We start from the raw sequence: 17,410 nt of genomic DNA on the forward strand, positions 1-17,410 counted from the left end.
ACCTTTAAAATGCTTATCCACGGTTGATAATCGTTTCGTTAAAGAAGTGATATGGAATGAACGGCGCCCCACCAAGGCCTTGTGAGGCATAGAAACCGCGCAGCGTATTAAGACCGCCCAGAATACCTGCAATCGTCAGTCCCAGGCAGAAACGACGGTTAAGCGGAGTCGACTGGTCTAGCTTCATCAGGAAGAGAAACGGTACCACCGATGCGATGATCTCAAGGAAACGCAGGCCCGCGTAGCTCTGGGTCGACATCGCATACGACAGCAGGGTTGCCAGAAGGATCGTGGCAAAGGCCCATTTCTTTTCCGCAGCAGCCAGCGGGAGGGACAAAGCCGCCATCACAATCACAAAGATGCGCGCGATCGGGGACAATCCTGAAAACAGGCCAGGGGAAACGATTTCGGTATATGCACCGACCTTGTCGCCGATATATTCCTGCGCCACGGCTACAAGACCGAGGGTAAGCACAAGAGCCATGACCGGCATCATCAGGCTTCTTGCCCGAGACACCTTGATGAGCGTGAACGACATCAGCACGATCGCGAACACGATGGACACATGGAATGCGACGGCCACCCCTAGGTAAACCATCGCGTGCATTTTGCGGCCGCGGCGGATCAACTGCACGGCACAAAGAAAAGCAACCGTTGCAATCCCGATTCTGAGACCGTTCATGCTCATCTGGAAAAAGTAGTTCGGCGCAAAATAAGCAAGCATAACGAACAACTCGTCTCGGCTTGCGCGTATGCAGAAGATTAGGGTTAACCCGCCAAAGATCAGAGAAATACCGCGCGTGATCAGAACGGTATTGTCACTGATGTTTTCTGCCAAACGTACATAGGCAATAAAGCCTGGCTCGATTCCGATCCAACCGGTACTTTGCACAAACACAGTTACGAGTGACTCATAGGCGAGCGTATCTGTCCCAACATCGCCGCGCGCGAAAGCAAGGATTGTGCAAAGGGCCAGAACAATAAAAGCGAGAGCTTTGGCCAGTCTCCATTGCCGCGAGACTGATACTAGGGCGGATAAGCCTAACACCATATACGAGAACGTGTAGATCATCTCGATCTCACGAGCCTGCGCAGGTATTTGGCCAGGGAGAATGCACTCCAACCAACAGCCACGGGGAACGATAGGAGCCTCGCCTGCCTCAAGCGACCGATCGCCTTCAATTCGGCCACCTCAGATGCGTACAGATCGGCACTCAACCCTGCTGCACCGAATTTTGGTTTGTAGAGTCGCGCAAGGTCGAGGTTGATACGCGCACCGGCACCACCTCTCATCACGATCCGCGACCACAGCAGGTAGTCTTCAGCGCGTCGCATATCTTCATCGAACCGTTCCGCGATATCTCGCCTGATCACTACCGAAGGTGTGGGCCAAGGGTTGGAGACCATCAGTCGCCATTTGCCGAGCAGACGGACCTTCTGTGACAGGGCGTCCTCGTCCAGCGACGCGAGATCTGCCCAGGGTTGCCCCGGCTCCCCGACCTCGCAGCCATGGCCCACAAGCGCGAGCCCGCGCCGTTGGCGGATCGTCCGGACCTGCAGTGCGATCTTCTCGGGGTGCCACGCGTCATCGGCATCGAGGAAAGCGATCCAGTCCCCTTGAGCCGCATCCCAACCGGCGTTGCGGGCATGAGACGGGCCAGCGTTTTGCGGCAGGGTGATCACGCGGACACAATCGTGCGCCTGTGCAAGCCGCCATAGAATTTCGGCGCTGTCGTCCGTGCTTGCGTCGTCAACTAGGATAATCTCGGCTACAGGCGCGGTCTGGCCGAGTATCGATTGGACCGCGCGCTCGATGGTGGCGGCGCAGTTGTAGCAGGGAATGACGGCGCTGATGCGGGGATGCACGGCCCTTTCGGTCGGTCGCCAGTCGCGAAGGTTGCGCCCTGTCAGAGATTCCAGTTTCGCGATCTCGGGTTCGAATTCTCTAGTAAGCGCGTCGCGCAGCCCTGGCGCAAGCGGGGCACGTTGGGCCTTCGCGTCGTTTAACCGACGAATCCGGTCGCGCAGAGCCACTAGTGCCGCGCGCGGCGCGAGGCGTTTGACCAGTACTATCGCCCAGCGCGGCGGGTGATAGAGGAACCGGGTGAGAAGCCGCGAGCGCGGGCGTGAGGCCGGATTGCGGACTGATGTGTCGATGGGCGTGATTACGGGTGGCAACCCAAGGAAGGCGCGCACCTTGTCGACTTCGCCTTGTGGATCTGCGGAAAAATCCTCGAAGAATATCACGTGAACCTGTTCGGCCGGAAAAATTGTCAGGTACCGCTCAAGTTGGCTGCCGAGGCGCGCGACCTCCCGGTAAAACAGCCCGTCGTCGGGCACCTTCACGCCCTTGGGAAGCCTGCGGCCGGCCTTTCGATCCGGCTCCAGATCAAGTGCTGCAGCGAAGTCTTTGACGTCTTCGTCCCCCTGCGAGATCAGTTGGGCATGCAGCGAATGGATCAATTCGGCTGGCTGGCGCAACATCACGATGATCCGCGCTTCGGGGCAGAAATTACGGATTTCCTCCGCCGCTGTCTCTGATTTCAGGTAGAGAACCGACGCTTCACCAGCGATTTTTTCATCAGTCATCGCGTCGAAATGCGACAAATAAGCCGCGCGCGTCAGCGCGGCCTCCTTGCGTTTTTTCTGCTCCAGATCGGCGGCGAAGAAGTGCATCTCCTTCGCCGCCGGAATGAAGATGTCCGGATACTGGGCAAGATATTCGTTCAGCGAGGTTGTTCCCGCCTTCGGTGCGCCAACTATGAAAAAAGAGGGCGAGCCTGTCATATCACGTTGTCCGCCAGGCATGAGGAGCTGTAATTGTCGCATCGGTGCGGTGATTGATGAAGCTGGCGCGCCGCATGTAACGTACGAGCACGGTAGGTCGGACGGCAATCGCAGCACCAGTAATGACAAACTCTGGAATCAACACCTGTCGCCTGGCGGATTGGGAAGGAAAATGTAAATGCACGTCTGAACTTCATAATACACACTCTTCTTTAAACACTCCTGAACCGCTTAAGGAAAAAAAATACTCTTTCGCCAAAGATACGCGGCAAGGCGGATTTGGCATTTCCGGTGTGGATCGCAAAAAAAAGCAACTCAAGTCGATCTATGGGCTTCGCTGTTCTCCAATCGGCAATGCGGCTAAGATAGGCATGCTCAAGGTCGATGCGTTCTGTGATTTCGTTATTGATCCAGCACCTGCCGGAAGTTTCTTTAATACAGTCAATGCAGTACTTCTTTGCATCTCTTTCTCGACGCCAGCGCAGTACAGTCTGCTCCTCGATCTCTCCGATCGAAGACGTTATCTGACTCCGGTTCGACAGATTCCTAGAGTGATGCCGATATTTCAACAAGTTGTCGTTTGATCTAAATGACCTTCCGCCAAAGATGTTGATTAGATCGATGAACACCATGTCTTCGTAGAAGATAGGGACATCAGGGATCGGTAATTCCTTGAGAAACTCTGTGGTGTAAGCCGCAGTTGCTCCATGGAGCCACGCTTGATTGGCAGAATGCCAAGATCGTCTACGGTCAAACCTTTCCTTGTCCCAATCGCGCTCAACACCATTTTCGTCGATAATCGTGTCATCGCTTGAGAAGGCGAGATATTCCGTTCCCGAGAGCGCCTGAACAATTCTTGCGGATCTACTCGGCAACGAGATATCATCGCCAGCTGCAACGACGAAAATTTCACCTTTGGCGATCTGTGCCACGGTCAATACATGGGCGAGCAATCCGATATTTTTTTCCCCTCTCCGTATCTTTATTTGATGCGGTCCTCGATACTCCCGCGCCATCTCTTCCATGATCTCAAACGTGCGATCAGAAGAGCAATCATCCGACAGGATGATTTCGAGCGGCGAATAGGTTTGGGAAAGCGCAGCCTCCACTGCCTCGCGGACATATTGCTCCTGATTGTATGCGAAGAGTGCGAAAGTGACCAGCGGGCGGCCCGGGGTGGCGACTGTCATGCTGTGCTCCGGATGGGCCAGCCGATTCTGGCGAAAAACGAGGTCAGGCGAGTGGCAAGGCGGCTCTCTGAGCCGATCTTGATCAGCACAACACGTAGCCCAATCATCCCGGTTACCGCTGCTAGAATTACCGAAGTGACCGCTGCCACGTAGGGGGCTGTCAGCGCCAGTGCCAAAAGAGCCACAGCCAAGACGACGTGCAAGCCGAGCAGGCCTAGAGAAAGCGCCTCCCAGCGGAAGCCATGGATGCGGCGGACAAGAATGCTCAAAACAAGAAAATGCAAGATATATGCGAATGTGAACGCCGGGCCTGCAGCGATGATGCCGGAATGTGCGAGGGTCGGCCAAAGTATCAGAAGGAAGAGAACGTTGAAGTTCACCTGGACGATCAGGAAAGTCTTGCTGCGTGCTGATGCCGCTATGGAGAATCCTAACGCCCAACTGGCCAACTTAAATACATTTCCCAAGCTTTGCCATTGCAGCAACGTGACGGCAGGCGCGAATTCTGAGGAATAAAGCAGGGTGATCACCCAAGGGGCCACGCCGATCAGCAGCAAAAGCACTGGCCCTCCGATAGCAAGCCCGAGCTGTGACTGGATGTTCATCAGGCGCATTGCCGCTGTGCGGTCGTGAATTACCTCGACCAGACGGGGATAGTAATCGGCACCCATTGCCCCGAGCAGGAACCCCACATAGGTCATTGTGATACCCCACGCAGCGCCGAAATGCCCAGCGGCGTCAAGCCCCAATTCCTGCGAAATCCGCCCTTGCACCAGCAGAACCGTTGCTGTGGTTGCCAAGGCTCCCAGCATGAACGCGATCCCGAGTTTCGCCATGGTCTTCCATGCAGCCCAAGTGTCCGCCAGAGACATGTGTCTTGCTGAAGTTCTGGGCAGCCGGCGTGTGTAGAACTGCGCGATCACAACCGTAGCAAGTGGTTGAACGAGAATGAACCACACTAGTCCGTTTTCGCCCTGCATCCAGACGGCGGCGAGGCCAACCAGAGTGGCGACAAAGGCCCCAAACACCGTGACACGCCCGAGGTCTGTGATTCGACGCATCCCTTGCAGGATCGCGATCTGCGCCGTACCTAGAAGTGCCAGCAGGATCGCTATCCCGATCAGCCCGACTTCTGTCGCCCGGGATGCATCACTGAAGAGCCAGGTGGAAATCTGCACGCGCAAGAGCCATACCGCCAGCATAGCGAGCATGCCCTGCACGAGATGCGCTGCAAAGAGGACGCGGCGCATAAGGCTCAACGTTTCTTCTTCCCCGCGCGACGCTGCGATTTCCCGCACGCCGCTTTGAGCCATCCCAAGGCTGGCAGCCTGCTGCATCATCTGCAGCAGAGTATTGTAGATGTTAAATAGCCCAACACCACTTGGGCCAAGTAAAATGGCAAGTAATTTCATGCGGAAAATCGAAATCAGGATGTTCACGGCTTGCGCAGAGCCGATTACGAGCATGGATCTGATCAGGCCGCGCGAGGCAGACGAGTTCTGACCGGTCTCGGGTGAATGTCTTCTAGGCAAAAGCTGCTTTGCTCCGCTCACAGTGCTCTCAATATTCTTGCGGGGTTACCAGCGGCAATCACAGCCTCGGGTATGTCAGAGACAACAACAGCGCCGGCACCTATCACTGTACCCGATCCAATCGACACCCCTTTAAGAATAAACGCACCCGCTCCGATAAAAACGTCATCGCCAATCTTCACGGGTTTCTGAATAGTTGCATTCGCGTTCATTCGATCCGCAACCTGAAGTCCATGAAAGTCACTATCAAAAACGGTGACGCGAGGGCCGATAAGACAACGGCAGCCGATTTCGATCTTAGTAGTTTCCGCAATTGCCGTGAAGGCATTGTTCACGAAAGTATCATCACCAATTATGATTTCGGCAATTTCTGTCCGTGCTTCAATATGGCACGAGTCGCTGAGGTAACCCGGAGATTGAAGTACTCCGATAACAACATTACTTCCGATCTTGATCTTGCCTTGCCCAATTGCATGTACGGGTTGAAATATTCGCAGGCCTCTGCCATGCAGTCTGTTAGTTGAGGCCATGCTGTACGCCGCAATTCTCACAAATTGCAACAGCCGGCAGAAACCGAAACGCAATCGCCTTGCTATCCGGGAAAGCAAGAGCCTAAACATTTGCGGCAACCCGCACCGCATCTGCCAGCAACAATTGCGGTCCCATCGGAAGGCTTAGCACTTCGCCCGCCAGATCGCGTGCCAACGGCAGGGCCTCGGGCGCGAGGCCCAAACGCGCATAGGCCGCCTGCATATGCGGCGGGATCGGGTAGTGGATCAGCGTGCCCACCCCCGCTGCGGTCAGCCGCTGCTGCAACCCGTCGCGGTCGGGCGAGCGGACGACATACAGGTGCCAGACCGGGTCAGCCCATTCCGGAACATGCGGCAGGATCAGCTCGGTGTCCCGCAGCCCTTCGGCATAGGCGCCCGCAATCGCGCGGCGGCGGTCGGTCCAGGCATCCAGATGCGGCAGCTTGACCCGCAGCACCGCCGCCTGGATCGGATCGAGGCGGGAATTCTCGCCCAGGACCTCGTTCTTATACTTCACCCGGCTACCATAATTGCGCAGCACGCGGATGCGGTCGGCCAGATCGGGGCAGTTCGTGGTGACAGCACCGCCATCGCCCAGGGCACCCAGGTTCTTGCCGGGGTAAAAGCTCCAACACACCACATCGCCAAGCGCACCAATGCGCCGACCCTTGTAGCGCGCGCCATGGGCTTGGGCGGCATCCTCGATCACCGGAAGGCCGTGCTGGCGGGCCAGCGCAAGGAGCGGGTCAAGGTCGGCTGGCTGGCCATAAAGGTGGACTGGCAACAGCGCTCGAGTGGCCGGGGTGATCGCATCGGCGATGCGGGCCGGGTCGATGTTGTGCGTGGCGGGGTCGGGTTCCACCGGCACTGGCCGCGCTCCGACTGCCGTGACCGCCAGCCATGTCGCGATATAAGTGTTGGAGGGTACGATCACCTCGTCCCCCGAGCCGATGTCAAGCGCCCGTAGTGCGAGGATCAGCGCATCAAGCCCGTTGGCCAAACCCACCGCATGATCAGCTTCGCAATATGCCGCCCATTCGGCCTCGAACGCTTCGACCTCGGGCCCAAGGATGTACCAGCCGGAGTCGAGAACGCGTTGTATGGCCGAATCAATCTCGGTCTTGAGTTCGCGATAGGCGGCGCCAAGGTCAAGGAAGGGGACGTTCATGGTCTGCGGCTTTCCAGTTCTGCAAGGAATTCGTCATAGGTTCTCAGATAATCCTCGGCTTCGTATGTGCGAGAAGCGAAAACTAGCAGGACGGCGTCGGGACTGTATCGGTACTGTGTGCCCCAGATCATTTCCGGCATGAACACCCCCATGTCGGGTCGATCCAGGGTCACTTCGCAGCGGGACTGACCGTCATCGAGGAGGACACGACAGGAGCCATGCAGGCAGATCAGGAACTGCTGGCACTGCTTGTGCGCGTGTTCGCCGCGCAATTCCATGGATGGGACGTCGAACACAACGAAATATCGCGCAGGCGAGAAAGGGACTTCGGTCGGGACTTCCCCCACGGTCAGGGCACCCCGCGCATCGGTGATACGCCGCATGAGGAACAAGGCACTTTTTCCGACGTCAAGGTCGAACTTCGATGGACGCGGCAGATGGCCAAAGGCGTGAATGTCGATGTGCTTGGGATCGGGTTTCCGTCGGGAACCATCACCGTCAAGATAGCCTACGACCTGGGCTGGATTGCCTTCGACGATGGCATTCGGTGGGACTGACCGAAGCACAACGGCGCCTGCCCTGACCCATGCACCCTGGCCGATCGTTACATCGGCCCCGATCACGGCGGCAGCGTCCAGCCGTGCATTCTGGCGAAGGACGATTCCGTTACCGGCTAGCACGACTCTTGGGCCGAGTGTCACCCCTGTGGCAATCTGCGCGCTGTGGGGGATGATACAGTCAACGGGTTGGTTGGTCATCTCGCACGCTCATCTTCAAGGATCGCCAGATATTCGTCTCGGTCAGCCTCGAAACGGTTGCGCGAATATGTTAAATAGATGTCATGATCGTCGCGACGTAGTATGGTCATTCCGAGCCTCTGGTAAATGGCAAGCGCCTTATCGTTGCCGATTCGCACATCGACCAGTGCTTGCGACACCCCTAGGCAATCGAATCCGACACCAAAGGATAAAACCGCACTCTCCAGCGCGGCTTTGGGTGTTTTGTTGTGATCGAGAATCCAGCTCCCCCAAGTAAAACCGTCGGCGACGATGTCATAGAGCCGGACCAGCCCGCAGCGGGTGTCGTCCTTGCGCTTGATCACATAGTATAGCTCGCGTAACTCGGCCTCACGCACCTTGTAGCCTTCGATCCAGCGGCGCTGATCCTCTACCGTGCCGCGTACTTCCGAGAGATGCCGGTTGTAGGCCGGATCGGTGCGCAGAGCATGGACATAGTCCGCATCATCGGGACAGATCAGGCGAAGATTCAGGTTTGGCCCTTCGACCCGGGCGAGGTTTTCGGGAACCATCACAGCCTCAAATCTCTGTCGTCGCGCGCGAACACGCTTTTGACTTCGCCGAACAGGGCCCCGCCGCGGCCATGGTTGCGCAAAGCGTCCGGTCCTGCCGCGCGGAATGCGTCATGTACCACGGTCAGGACGATAACGTCGTAAGCACTGGCCTCGGGCGGGCCGTTCAGGTCCAGCCAGTATTTGTGCTGCGCCTTGTCCGTATCTGCCCAGGGGTGGTGAGAATTCATCGCATTCCCTTCCATGCTCGCTCAGCCCTGTCGCTGCCATTTCCCGCCGGTGCGGGTCGATGTGAGCGCGTCGACGTAGCCCAGAAGATAGTTCGGGTCACGTTGGCGCAGAGCTAACCGGAATGCCTGCACAAGCTTATGCGGCAAATAGACCACATTAAACGGAAGTCGTAGGAACCACGGGAGGTAGCGCCTGCGCAGGATCAGCATGTTGCGCATGGCATAGAAGAAAGTGAGGGGTGACGTGATCCCGAGCGATTTGCCGACTTTGTGGTAGACAAGGGTGTCCGGCAGGACCCGCATCGGTACGCCCGCGTTACCTGCCCGAAGCGACAGGTCCCATTCCTCGCACCAGATGAAGAACACCGGATCATAGAGCCCCAGCTGATCGTACACCTCGCGTGATATTAACGTTGCGCACCCTGAAACCCATTGAGTCTTTGGTCGGGATCGGTCGTCGGCGTGGACGGGTGTTCCTTGCGCGACATACGTGGGGGAGAGGAGACGAGAGAAGCGGCCGCCGAACCACCAGATCGTATCAGGATCCGAGGCATAGGCAATCTGCGGGCTGTAGAGGGTCCTACCTTCGTCACCTAAGAGCGCCTGCTGCAGCGCTGCGTTGAAGTCCTGATGAACTACGGTGTCATTGTTGAGTACCAGTACATAATCGGCGCCTGCCTCGAACCCGATCCGAGCCCCGAGATTGTTTCCGACGCAAAACCCGCTGTTTATGTTGCTGCGAACCAAGGTGAGCCTCGGTGCGTCGGTCCAAACAGGAGGAGCCACCTCAATCAGCCGATCGTCCTGTGCATTGTGGTCGAGTATATCGGTCGGCATGCCGCTTCCTTCCGTCCAGGACAGAATGCGTTCGACCGAGTCGTCAGGCGACGCATTGTCGACCACCACAAGGTGCAACCCTTCGGGCATGGACTGCGCGTGAAATGAGCTAAGGCAGTCGATCGTATCCTGCGCGCCTTTCCAATTGAGTATCACTATGCACAGTTTCTTCATTGGCTGCCTCGAGTCATGAAATTTCAAATCCGGTGTCATTTGGTGCCGAGCGGTCGAGACAGGCTAGCAGCTCGGCTTCGAGCGCATCCGTAGCGACCGTTGAGCTAAACTTCTGGCGGGCGAACGAGTTGGCACGGGTAAGCTTGGCGCGGCGGTTCGGTTCGGGGCGTGCGAGCACTGTATTGATCGCTGCGGCCAGTGAACGAGAATCGGAAGGAGTAAAGAAGTCGGCGTTGCCCTCACCGGCTACCTCACGATTGATCTCGACGTCTGCGGCCACAACTGACGACTCACTCAGCATGGCTTCTATAGTGACCCGACCGAAGCCCTCGTCGATTGAAGTGACAATGCAACAATCCGCATGCGCGATTGCGGCACCGGCGTTGGCGAGTGTCCCAAGGTAAACTACCTTGTCCGAGATGCCTAGGTCGTGTGCCAAAGTGTTGATCTCGGTGCCCGTTCCGAGCGGGTCGTCACCGACTAGGAATAGCCCTGCATCGGGCCAGACCTCCAATATCTGAGGCATTGCACGCACAGCAGCGGATTGGTCCTTTAGCGGCGACAATGAGCCGATGATCATCAGCTTTGGCCCTGGCCAAGATGACAGTCGCGCAAGAGCCATTGCATCTGATGCCGGGTGCGCATCGTCCAGCTCGACGGCCTGATAGACGACGCGCACCGGCGCCACACCGAGCTTCCGCTCGTACAGATCGGCAATTCTGGTCGAGACTGCCAGCAGACGGCAATTAGTCCAGCGAATCGCTCGGACCGTCAATCGCTCACCAAGGTCGAAGTACCCGCGGTCGGAAGACGTGCCGTATGGGCCTGTCTCGTGAAATTGCCAGATTCGAGGCGTTCCCGACAGTCGGGCTGCGATGGCGCCGACGCCGCAGGCGATCGAGTGGACAAGGATCACGTCAGGCTGGACCGACCGGATTATGCGGAGCATGCGGGGGAGCGCCACGATATTCGAGAGAGTCCGGTAGGCGCGCCCCCTGAGGCTTCCTGTGCCGAACCAGTGACAGTAGCGTACATGTACGCAGTCAATTTCCCTGCGGCGCAGGCATTCTGCTAGGCCTCCGGCCTGGCAAGGGACAACCACGGTTGCCTTCCAACCACGCCTTGTGAGCGCCTCGGCCTGATCTGCTGCGACCTTCTCCGCACCACGGAGGCCGCAGTCATGAGCGAAAATGAGAATATTCAACCAAACCACCGAAAAAGCTAAAGGAACTGTCTTATTCAGCCCTCATTAAGTGTGTGTACATTGCTACAATCGACTTGTGTTTCGGGTATGATGCCCAATTCTGAGCTTAACGCCTCGATCTCCTGTCTCAATAGCTCGTATTCTTCCATCTTCCGGATCAGGAACGCACGCGTGAGCGCCGCTTTCCGGGCGAGCCCCTTCGGTGTCAGGACATAGGCATAGCGCCGCTTGTCCTCAGCTGCCGTGAAATTTCCGAGCTTCACTAGGCCTTTGTCGATCAGCGCATTCAAGACGTAGTGCATCCCGCCGACGCTCACGCCGACCACCTTTGCCAACTCGCGCTGGGACATTTCCGGGTTCTCTTGCAGGAGACGAAGCACGCGAAAATGCGTGTCCTCCTGAAGCTTGCTGCGCTTACTTGTCATGGTGAGTTTCTCTCAGGCTACCGCACAAGGACTGCCTGCGGGGCGCCTTGCTGAATACGATGCGACTTCGAAACATTTCCCAAATCGTTCACATGTGAGCGATATCAAATGCTGTGCTCGCAAACAAGGGGAAATGTGATACAACGAAAATTTACTGCATGAGCGGTTCTTAGAGTTCTGTGCTTGGAATCAACACATACATTTTACGTCTATCTATGTAACAAGTTTCTCGTCAATATCGCCGTTCCGTAAGGAAAATCCTCTGAATTAGAAGGGCAGGGGATGAACTATTCGGTCCGCTCTATCGATGCTTTTTCTGAACTAACACTCAAATCGGACCACTCAGGTGGGGCTGAACACGTTGCCAACTTCGTCGCCGAGTTTGAGACGATCACACCAAATCTGCGCGTCTGGGTCCTGATGGAGATCATGGGAACGCAGACGCGTGTGGCCGTCGGGGCGGATCAACTGCGGGTGGTTTGGTCAAAGGAGTGCGCGCTTCGGGTTGGGTCGTCTATGGAGTTGGATGTCGTGACAATTGTCAACAGTTGCAAGGTTTTGCGTCGCCATTGACATCTTGTTCGAGTGAACCGCCCCGGGTTTGCCGGAGGCTGTTTGGTTTAAGTTATGCGGCCATGGTTTCAGTTTCCAGAGCTGCGTAGAAGTTTGCCTCTGCTTCCGCTGGTGGGATGTTTCCGATCGGCTCGAGGAGACGGCGATTGTTGAACCAGTCGACCCATTCCAGCGTTGCATATTCCACGGCATCCAGACTGCGCCATGGGCCACGGCGGTGGATGACCTCCGCCTTGTAGAGACCATTGATTGTCTCGGCCAACGCGTTGTCATAGCTGTCACCGACGCTGCCGACCGAGGGCTCGATCCCGGCCTCGGCCAAGCGTTCGGTGTATTTGATCGACAGATATTGTGATCCGCGGTCGCTATGATGGATCAGGCCTGCTCCTGGCTGTCGCTGATGAACGGCCTGTTCTAGCGCATCAAGCACGAAGCCAGCATGGGCCGTGCGGCTGACCCACCACGTCAATATCCTGGAAATGAACGGCGAAAGCTATCGGCTCAACCAAAGCCGCGCCCGCATCGCAACCGCCGGAACATGATCCTCATAGAATTGGCCTGACGGCCAATGCGCCTTGGAGCGTGCGGCTCTCATTTAGCAAGCACGTTCCAAGGCGCTCGCGCCCAGATGGCCTACTTTTGCTCCGCCACAGTGGCCGGGTTTTACTCAGCCGTTGACATCATTGGGATGATCAAAGAACAGGAAGCAGGCATGCCGACAGCGGAGGTGTGCCGCAAGCACGGCCTCAGCCAGGGCACCTTTTACAAATACAAGTCGAAGTATGGGGGCATGTCACCTCGCAGCTTGTCGCGATTGATGCCAACATCGGCTGGGCACGCACAGCCTCGCGATGGTATGTTCTGTCTCAACCCTTCTCCGACTATGAGGCGAAGATCGCCAAGAGCCTCGGAATGGAAAAGGCATCTTCCGGATTCGTGCAGACCGACGTTCCTGGGTATCGGCCGCTGGATGACCTGTCGCTGCTGGATGAGCTATTGGGGGCTTGGCGGGAACGTATGATGCGTAACGACACGGGAGAGGGCTGACATGTCTGGCGGGGATAACCGGGCAATTTCGATTTCGGAGAGTGTCTGGGGGAGAACGTTCGGGTGCCTCCCCCTGGTCTTGAGCTTTGTCAGTACTCCATCGTATTCAAGATACAAAAGCGAACCACTTCTGTGGCACGCCCCTACGGTAAATGTTGATCTCAGCGAAATTCCAGATGCTCTCACCCTCCTTGAAGGCATCTATCAACGCATGACGCGCGCTCTTTCAGATTTTCCCAGCGAGCATTCGTGCCAGCATGTGACGGATGTGATCCTGCGCACCGAAGAACAGAGCAATGACGACAACGCAGGTTCGTTCTTCATCCGGCAAGAACCAGATGGCGGTCTTTTCCACACGCACGAAGCGAAGGCCCGCCTGAATATCAGATCGCAACGTTCCCATGTGGGGCGATTGCGCCAACACATTCACCGAAGTTCTTATTCGGCGAATCCGACTGGCCGCACGTATTAGTGCGGCATCTGGCTCATCGCCCAACTCGACATACGAGCTCGCAAGAAGGTCAAAGATCAGCTCAAAGTCCCATTCCGCTTCTGCGGAGAACTCAAGATCCCACATTATCTGATTGCAGTTTACGCGCAATCATCTGTTCGATACGGGTATCCATGTCTGCGGACGAAACCCTTGGCCCCGACAGGCGCCGGTCGACAAGTTGCCGCAACGCAGCCAGTTCCAAGTCCTCGGCATCGGTCTTTTGCCGAAGCAATTCAAGCCCATGCTGGAGGACGGAACTCAGGCTGGCATATTTCCCAGATTCAACGAGGCCACGAGCAAACCGGTCTTGCGGGTCCGACAAAGAGATCGATGATTTCACAGTCATGCCAGTTCTCCTTTTGCAACAAGGTAGCACTTAGTAGCACTGCATACAAGGAAGGATACCCATCCAAGTTGATCACCGCACTGATTTCACACCCATTACTGTGCGACCGCGGAGATTTCGTCGGGAGCAGATCTCCCTATTATTTCGCGGAGGAGCAACAAGTCTTGAAGAAGAAGCCGGCTTTGAGGGGCGGCTCACATCAGTGTCAACATTCACCGTAGGGGCGTGCTTCTGTGGGGGGTGCTTAAATACGAGTGCTACTATTTCTGGGCGATCGTGTCTGGCTCTAAAGCCAGAGCCGGGATCAGCCAGTGGATGGCAATCTACTACTCCAAGCGCCCCCATCCGACCCATGGTATATTGAAACGCGACTAAGCCTTTGAAAACAGAACTGAACCCTTGAGTATGGCAGCCTGAATGAAACCTGGATCCACATTAAACAGGCTGCAAACTTTTCGAGAATCCAGAGCCAACTCTTACCTATTGAGAAACGGTCAAAGGTATACTACTAAAGTACATGTTGGGTGTCCTCAGGATTCTCTTACGTATTTCTATTGTACTAGGTTTTCGAGATTACGCTTGATTGGAGGTTAGCCATTTTGAAGGAGTGCCTTTCTCCGTTCTCACCGAAGCTGTTCAATCTACGATCCAATTTTCGGACCGTCTCGTTGGCTTCTGGCTGTCCTCGCCCCACCTTCAAGCGACCCCAATTTTCTCGAATGATCCAGGAGACACCCAACACTTTGAGCCTGTTGAGCTTGGGCCTTGATGTGCGGGCGCTATGGAGATTGATCTATGTTCGCCCATAAGCTGATCGGAGGCGGCCATACAATGGATATGAAAAGGTGCAGAAGAATCTATTTGATAGAAAGCTGCTATAGCAAGTCAGACATCTTTTCTTTCTTGCGTTCTGAATTCTGTCTGTGACATACACCCGCATGTGACGACTTGTAGAGTAAGAGTTTTTTGATGACAAAATTTATGAGCTACCTTGAAGGCCGCAATCGTCGCAGCAAAGTTCAGCTACAAGTCGCGGCTGATACCTTTCTTATCGCGGCGTCCTTCCTAGCGGCGATGACTTTACGCCTTGAGAGCGTTCAATTCCTCCTGAATGTCAATGTACTTGGGACGGCATTTCTCACCGCGATCTTGACGGTCTGGCTCTTTTGGGGACTCGGGTTATACAGGAACTTGGTGCGCTGTGTGACAGGTAGAGTATTGCTCGCAGTGGGGAAGGGGGCCCTGATCTCAGTACTCCTGGTCTACGCGAGTAGCCTTTTGCTCGACGTAGGTCTTCCTCGTTCCGTGCCGCTCCTCCATGCGATTTTGGTTTTCCTGACCGTGGGCGGTCTCCGCTTTTTCGCGCGACAGGTGTTTCGTAAGCCCGATCAGGTCGGCAAACGCCCTGTGATCATCTTCGGGGCCGGAGAGGCAGGTTTGCAACTTCTGAATGCCTTGTATCATGGCCGTGACTACCAACCTGTTGCGCTCGTCGATGACGATAAGACCCTTCAGAACCTGACGATCAGTGGACTGCCTGTCCACTCACCATATGAACTTGAGTATCTTGCCCAAGAACACTCAGTGCAAATCGTATTGCTCGCGCTTCCAAGCATAGGCCGCCAACGCAGAAAGGAGATCATCGAGTCTCTGGAAGATCTGCATCTCGAGATCAAGACGATCCCGGGGATTTCTGAAATCATTAGCGGCAAAGCAAAAATTTCCGAGCTGCGCGCCGTGTCGCCCGAAGACCTTCTAGGACGTGATCCGGTCGCACCGGATCCTGACCTCCTGAGCGAGAATATCGCGGGTAAGGTGGTGATGGTGTCCGGGGCGGGTGGTTCTATAGGCAGTGAGCTTTGTCGCCAGATCCTGTCGCAGGAGCCGAAGGCGCTCGTGCTTTTCGAGATGTCGGAGTTCGCGCTCTACGCGATCGAGAGCGAGCTATTGGAGACCGCCAAGCATCGGGGATACGTGACCCGCATTGCGCCGGTTCTTGGCTCGGTCCAGCACGCGCGGCGCCTCGATGTGACGATCAAGGCCTTTGGCGTGCAGACGATCTATCATGCGGCGGCGTATAAACATGTGCCCCTCGTCGAGGAGAACGTCATAGAAGGTATCCGCAACAACGTCTTCGGCACGCTCGAGATAACGAAGGCGGCGCACCGGCACGGAGTTGAGAACTTCATCCTGATTTCGACGGACAAGGCCGTGCGTCCAACGAATATCATGGGCACCACGAAGCGGATTGCGGAACTGATCTGTCAGGCGCAGGCGCGCGAGGATTGCGCCACGGTGTTCTCGATGGTGCGTTTCGGCAATGTCCTCGGGTCTTCCGGGTCTGTGATCCCGCGTTTCAGCGCCCAGATCGAGCGTGGCGGGCCGGTGACGCTCACCCATCTGGATATTACGCGCTACTTCATGACGATCCCGGAAGCTTCGCAGCTTGTGATCCAGGCGGGCGCGATGGCCAAGGGCGGGGATGTGTTCGTGCTCGACATGGGCGAGCCGGTGAAGATCCTCGACCTTGCGATGAGCATGGTGAAGCTGCACGGGCTGGCGCCCTATCTCGTGGATGACCCGGAGCAGATATCGCATGAGAAAGGCGATATTCCGATCTGTGTCACGGGGCTGCGCAAGGGCGAGAAACTCTACGAAGAGCTCTTGATTGGCAATGACCCCGCGCCGACACGTCATCCGCGGATCATGACCGCGTCAGAGATATCATTGAAGATGGAGGAACTGGAGGTCATGCTTGACCGCCTCTTCGCGGTCTGCGAGCGTTCTGACCTTCCTGAGATATTTGCGATCCTGAATGAATTACCGGTGGATTATCGTCCGACATCAGGAGGGACAAACGACGTGCTTTGGCGAGAACGCGAGATACCAAAGATGCATACACGTTGGGAGGCGAGGGAAACTTGTACTACATAGGTGGGCAGGTGAGGATGACCTATTTGCCAGAGAATCCACAGTTCAGTCAGTTTGTTCATCAACAGAGGAGACAGACGATGAAGAGAGGCCGTTTCAGCGAGAAGCAGATCTTTCACATATTGAAGAAACACCAGGCTGGGTGTCGGGCAAAGGAGTTGTGCCGGAGGTATAGCATCAGTGAAACTACTTTCTATAGATGGCGTTCAAAGTATGAAGTCTTGGACGTTGCGCGTTCTACGCGCCATACGCCGTCGGAAGTCGAGTGTGTAGGAGCCGGTACGAGAGCGGACCTTTCGACCATCGATGCGCTGGCAGTGCATTTCTATGGGAGCTTCCTTGTAGAGAAATCTCCTTGTCACTGATTTGGCTGGAAACGTGTCAATGGCCAATATGAATGGCGAGAAAATAGGTGATACTCCCTTGAAGAAACTTCTGGTCTGTTTTCTCTGTTCTTTCTTCCTTGCTTCCTGCACTGATGGTTTTACGGCTTTCCCCGTCGATGAGGAGGGGCAGGACAACCTAGAGCAAGATCTCGATGTTGTTCGTCTGAGCACCAAGAACATCAAGAACTACACACAAGCGATCAAGCCGGTTACGCGCACGCGGATGCCCTACGATACCTCGTGGTCGT

At 56.0% G+C, this 17,410-nt stretch carries 18 protein-coding genes and 4 pseudogenes; 7 read left to right on the top strand and 15 right to left on the bottom strand.

Translation table 11 applies throughout. The features are described 5' to 3' along the window. Positions 1 to 13: 13 nt before the first annotated feature. From MK745_RS16540 to MK745_RS16600, 12 genes are all read right to left on the bottom strand, one after another. Positions 14 to 1,072, bottom strand: a complete 1,059-nt coding sequence (locus MK745_RS16540) for an EpsG family protein (RefSeq protein ID WP_243614342.1) — start codon at positions 1,070 to 1,072, stop codon at positions 14 to 16. Then, on the bottom strand, positions 1,069 to 2,787 hold the full coding sequence (locus MK745_RS16545; protein ID WP_243614343.1) for a glycosyltransferase: 1,719 nt from the start codon (positions 2,785 to 2,787) through the stop codon (positions 1,069 to 1,071). The genes MK745_RS16540 and MK745_RS16545 overlap by 4 nt, the downstream gene beginning before the upstream one ends. A gap of 212 nt (positions 2,788 to 2,999) precedes the next feature. Beyond that, the gene (locus MK745_RS16550) at positions 3,000 to 3,977 is read right to left on the bottom strand and encodes a glycosyltransferase (protein WP_243614344.1); all 978 of its coding nucleotides are present in this window, start codon (positions 3,975 to 3,977) and stop codon (positions 3,000 to 3,002) included. Beyond that, positions 3,974 to 5,443 carry an O-antigen translocase gene (locus tag MK745_RS16555; RefSeq protein ID WP_243614345.1) on the bottom strand — a complete coding sequence of 490 codons (1,470 nt, stop codon included), beginning with the start codon at positions 5,441 to 5,443 and terminating at the stop codon, positions 3,974 to 3,976. The genes MK745_RS16550 and MK745_RS16555 overlap by 4 nt, the downstream gene beginning before the upstream one ends. A gap of 83 nt (positions 5,444 to 5,526) precedes the next feature. Further along, on the bottom strand, positions 5,527 to 6,039 hold the full coding sequence (locus MK745_RS16565) for an acyltransferase (RefSeq protein ID WP_279391835.1): 513 nt from the start codon (positions 6,037 to 6,039) through the stop codon (positions 5,527 to 5,529). A gap of 82 nt (positions 6,040 to 6,121) precedes the next feature. Then, positions 6,122 to 7,207, bottom strand: a complete 1,086-nt coding sequence (locus tag MK745_RS16570) for a DegT/DnrJ/EryC1/StrS family aminotransferase (protein ID WP_243614346.1) — start codon at positions 7,205 to 7,207, stop codon at positions 6,122 to 6,124. Further along, on the bottom strand, positions 7,204 to 7,965 hold the full coding sequence (locus MK745_RS16575; protein WP_243614347.1) for a WxcM-like domain-containing protein: 762 nt from the start codon (positions 7,963 to 7,965) through the stop codon (positions 7,204 to 7,206). The genes MK745_RS16570 and MK745_RS16575 overlap by 4 nt, the downstream gene beginning before the upstream one ends. Next, complete coding sequence (locus MK745_RS16580) at positions 7,962 to 8,516, bottom strand: GNAT family N-acetyltransferase (RefSeq protein ID WP_243614348.1); 555 nt, start codon at positions 8,514 to 8,516, stop codon at positions 7,962 to 7,964. Before MK745_RS16580 ends, MK745_RS16575 begins: the two co-directional genes overlap by 4 nt. After that, positions 8,516 to 8,761: a hypothetical protein gene (locus MK745_RS16585; RefSeq protein WP_243614349.1), complete on the bottom strand. Its 246-nt coding sequence runs from the start codon at positions 8,759 to 8,761 to the stop codon at positions 8,516 to 8,518. The genes MK745_RS16580 and MK745_RS16585 overlap by 1 nt, the downstream gene beginning before the upstream one ends. 6 nt (positions 8,762 to 8,767) lie before the next feature. Beyond that, complete coding sequence (locus MK745_RS16590; RefSeq protein ID WP_243614350.1) at positions 8,768 to 9,757, bottom strand: glycosyltransferase family 2 protein; 990 nt, start codon at positions 9,755 to 9,757, stop codon at positions 8,768 to 8,770. Between the two features lie 13 nt (positions 9,758 to 9,770). Beyond that, positions 9,771 to 10,970 (bottom strand): glycosyltransferase family 4 protein, encoded by a 1,200-nt coding sequence (locus MK745_RS16595; RefSeq protein ID WP_243614351.1) that lies wholly within the window; start codon positions 10,968 to 10,970, stop codon positions 9,771 to 9,773. 26 nt (positions 10,971 to 10,996) lie between these two features. Then, positions 10,997 to 11,386, bottom strand: coding sequence for a MarR family EPS-associated transcriptional regulator (locus MK745_RS16600; RefSeq protein ID WP_243614352.1), 390 nt, complete (start codon positions 11,384 to 11,386; stop codon positions 10,997 to 10,999). A gap of 282 nt (positions 11,387 to 11,668) precedes the next feature. Here MK745_RS16600 and MK745_RS16605 point away from each other — a divergent pair, with 282 nt between their 5' ends. Continuing rightward, positions 11,669 to 11,959 (top strand): hypothetical protein, encoded by a 291-nt coding sequence (locus MK745_RS16605; protein WP_243614353.1) that lies wholly within the window; start codon positions 11,669 to 11,671, stop codon positions 11,957 to 11,959. 52 nt (positions 11,960 to 12,011) lie between these two features. Here the strand turns inward: MK745_RS16605 and MK745_RS16610 are convergent. Next, positions 12,012 to 12,443, bottom strand: a pseudogene (locus MK745_RS16610) (DDE-type integrase/transposase/recombinase); the annotation flags it as partial. Between MK745_RS16610 and MK745_RS19910 the strand changes: the two are divergent. The 3 genes and pseudogenes from MK745_RS19910 to MK745_RS19860 form a co-directional block, all read left to right on the top strand. Continuing rightward, positions 12,409 to 12,501 (top strand): annotated as a pseudogene (locus MK745_RS19910) (ATP-binding protein); the annotation flags it as partial. The pseudogenes MK745_RS16610 and MK745_RS19910 sit on opposite strands and share 35 nt — an antisense overlap. Before the next feature lie 86 nt (positions 12,502 to 12,587). Beyond that, positions 12,588 to 12,776 (top strand): annotated as a pseudogene (locus MK745_RS16615) (transposase); the annotation flags it as partial. Further along, on the top strand, positions 12,689 to 13,006 hold the full coding sequence (locus MK745_RS19860; RefSeq protein ID WP_347813658.1) for a DUF6634 family protein: 318 nt from the start codon (positions 12,689 to 12,691) through the stop codon (positions 13,004 to 13,006). The pseudogene MK745_RS16615 and the gene MK745_RS19860, both read left to right, overlap by 88 nt. A 226-nt stretch (positions 13,007 to 13,232) precedes the next feature. On the opposite strand, the gene MK745_RS16620 is transcribed toward MK745_RS19860, so the two are convergent. Then, entirely contained in the window at positions 13,233 to 13,583 is a 351-nt protein-coding gene (locus MK745_RS16620; RefSeq protein WP_243614354.1) for a type II toxin-antitoxin system RelE/ParE family toxin, read from the bottom strand. Then, the gene (locus MK745_RS16625; protein ID WP_243614355.1) at positions 13,570 to 13,845 is read right to left on the bottom strand and encodes a ribbon-helix-helix domain-containing protein; all 276 of its coding nucleotides are present in this window, start codon (positions 13,843 to 13,845) and stop codon (positions 13,570 to 13,572) included. The genes MK745_RS16620 and MK745_RS16625 overlap by 14 nt, the downstream gene beginning before the upstream one ends. A 969-nt stretch (positions 13,846 to 14,814) precedes the next feature. Here MK745_RS16625 and MK745_RS16630 point away from each other — a divergent pair. The 3 genes and pseudogenes from MK745_RS16630 to MK745_RS16640 all read left to right on the top strand — a co-directional run. Beyond that, positions 14,815 to 16,779 (top strand): polysaccharide biosynthesis protein, encoded by a 1,965-nt coding sequence (locus tag MK745_RS16630; RefSeq protein ID WP_243614356.1) that lies wholly within the window; start codon positions 14,815 to 14,817, stop codon positions 16,777 to 16,779. Between the two features lie 77 nt (positions 16,780 to 16,856). Further along, positions 16,857 to 17,141: a transposase gene (locus MK745_RS19865; RefSeq protein WP_347813659.1), complete on the top strand. Its 285-nt coding sequence runs from the start codon at positions 16,857 to 16,859 to the stop codon at positions 17,139 to 17,141. Between the two features lie 19 nt (positions 17,142 to 17,160). Continuing rightward, positions 17,161 to 17,410 (top strand): annotated as a pseudogene (locus MK745_RS16640) (hypothetical protein); the annotation flags it as partial.

This window comes from Shimia aestuarii, assembly GCF_022814865.1.
Taxonomy (GTDB): Bacteria; Pseudomonadota; Alphaproteobacteria; order Rhodobacterales; family Rhodobacteraceae; genus Shimia; species Shimia aestuarii_A.

Bases quoted from the DNA above. Each gene is read 5' to 3' on its own strand.
- MK745_RS16585 (WP_243614349.1), bottom strand. From the start codon at position 8,761: ATGGAAGGGAATGCGATGAATTCTCACCACCCCTGGGCAGATACGGAC.
- MK745_RS16625 (WP_243614355.1), bottom strand. From the start codon at position 13,845: ATGACTGTGAAATCATCGATCTCTTTGTCGGACCCGCAAGACCGGTTT.
- MK745_RS16565 (WP_279391835.1), bottom strand. From the start codon at position 6,039: ATGGCCTCAACTAACAGACTGCATGGCAGAGGCCTGCGAATATTTCAA.
- MK745_RS16570 (WP_243614346.1), bottom strand. From the start codon at position 7,207: ATGAACGTCCCCTTCCTTGACCTTGGCGCCGCCTATCGCGAACTCAAG.
- MK745_RS16550 (WP_243614344.1), bottom strand. From the start codon at position 3,977: ATGACAGTCGCCACCCCGGGCCGCCCGCTGGTCACTTTCGCACTCTTC.
- MK745_RS16590 (WP_243614350.1), bottom strand. From the start codon at position 9,757: ATGAAGAAACTGTGCATAGTGATACTCAATTGGAAAGGCGCGCAGGAT.
- MK745_RS16600 (WP_243614352.1), bottom strand. From the start codon at position 11,386: ATGACAAGTAAGCGCAGCAAGCTTCAGGAGGACACGCATTTTCGCGTG.
- MK745_RS16605 (WP_243614353.1), top strand. From the start codon at position 11,669: ATGAACTATTCGGTCCGCTCTATCGATGCTTTTTCTGAACTAACACTC.
- MK745_RS16630 (WP_243614356.1), top strand. From the start codon at position 14,815: ATGACAAAATTTATGAGCTACCTTGAAGGCCGCAATCGTCGCAGCAAA.
- MK745_RS16580 (WP_243614348.1), bottom strand. From the start codon at position 8,516: ATGGTTCCCGAAAACCTCGCCCGGGTCGAAGGGCCAAACCTGAATCTT.
- MK745_RS16575 (WP_243614347.1), bottom strand. From the start codon at position 7,965: ATGACCAACCAACCCGTTGACTGTATCATCCCCCACAGCGCGCAGATT.
- MK745_RS16540 (WP_243614342.1), bottom strand. From the start codon at position 1,072: ATGATCTACACGTTCTCGTATATGGTGTTAGGCTTATCCGCCCTAGTA.
- MK745_RS16620 (WP_243614354.1), bottom strand. From the start codon at position 13,583: ATGTGGGATCTTGAGTTCTCCGCAGAAGCGGAATGGGACTTTGAGCTG.
- MK745_RS19865 (WP_347813659.1), top strand. From the start codon at position 16,857: ATGAAGAGAGGCCGTTTCAGCGAGAAGCAGATCTTTCACATATTGAAG.
- MK745_RS16545 (WP_243614343.1), bottom strand. From the start codon at position 2,787: ATGACAGGCTCGCCCTCTTTTTTCATAGTTGGCGCACCGAAGGCGGGA.
- MK745_RS16555 (WP_243614345.1), bottom strand. From the start codon at position 5,443: ATGCTCGTAATCGGCTCTGCGCAAGCCGTGAACATCCTGATTTCGATT.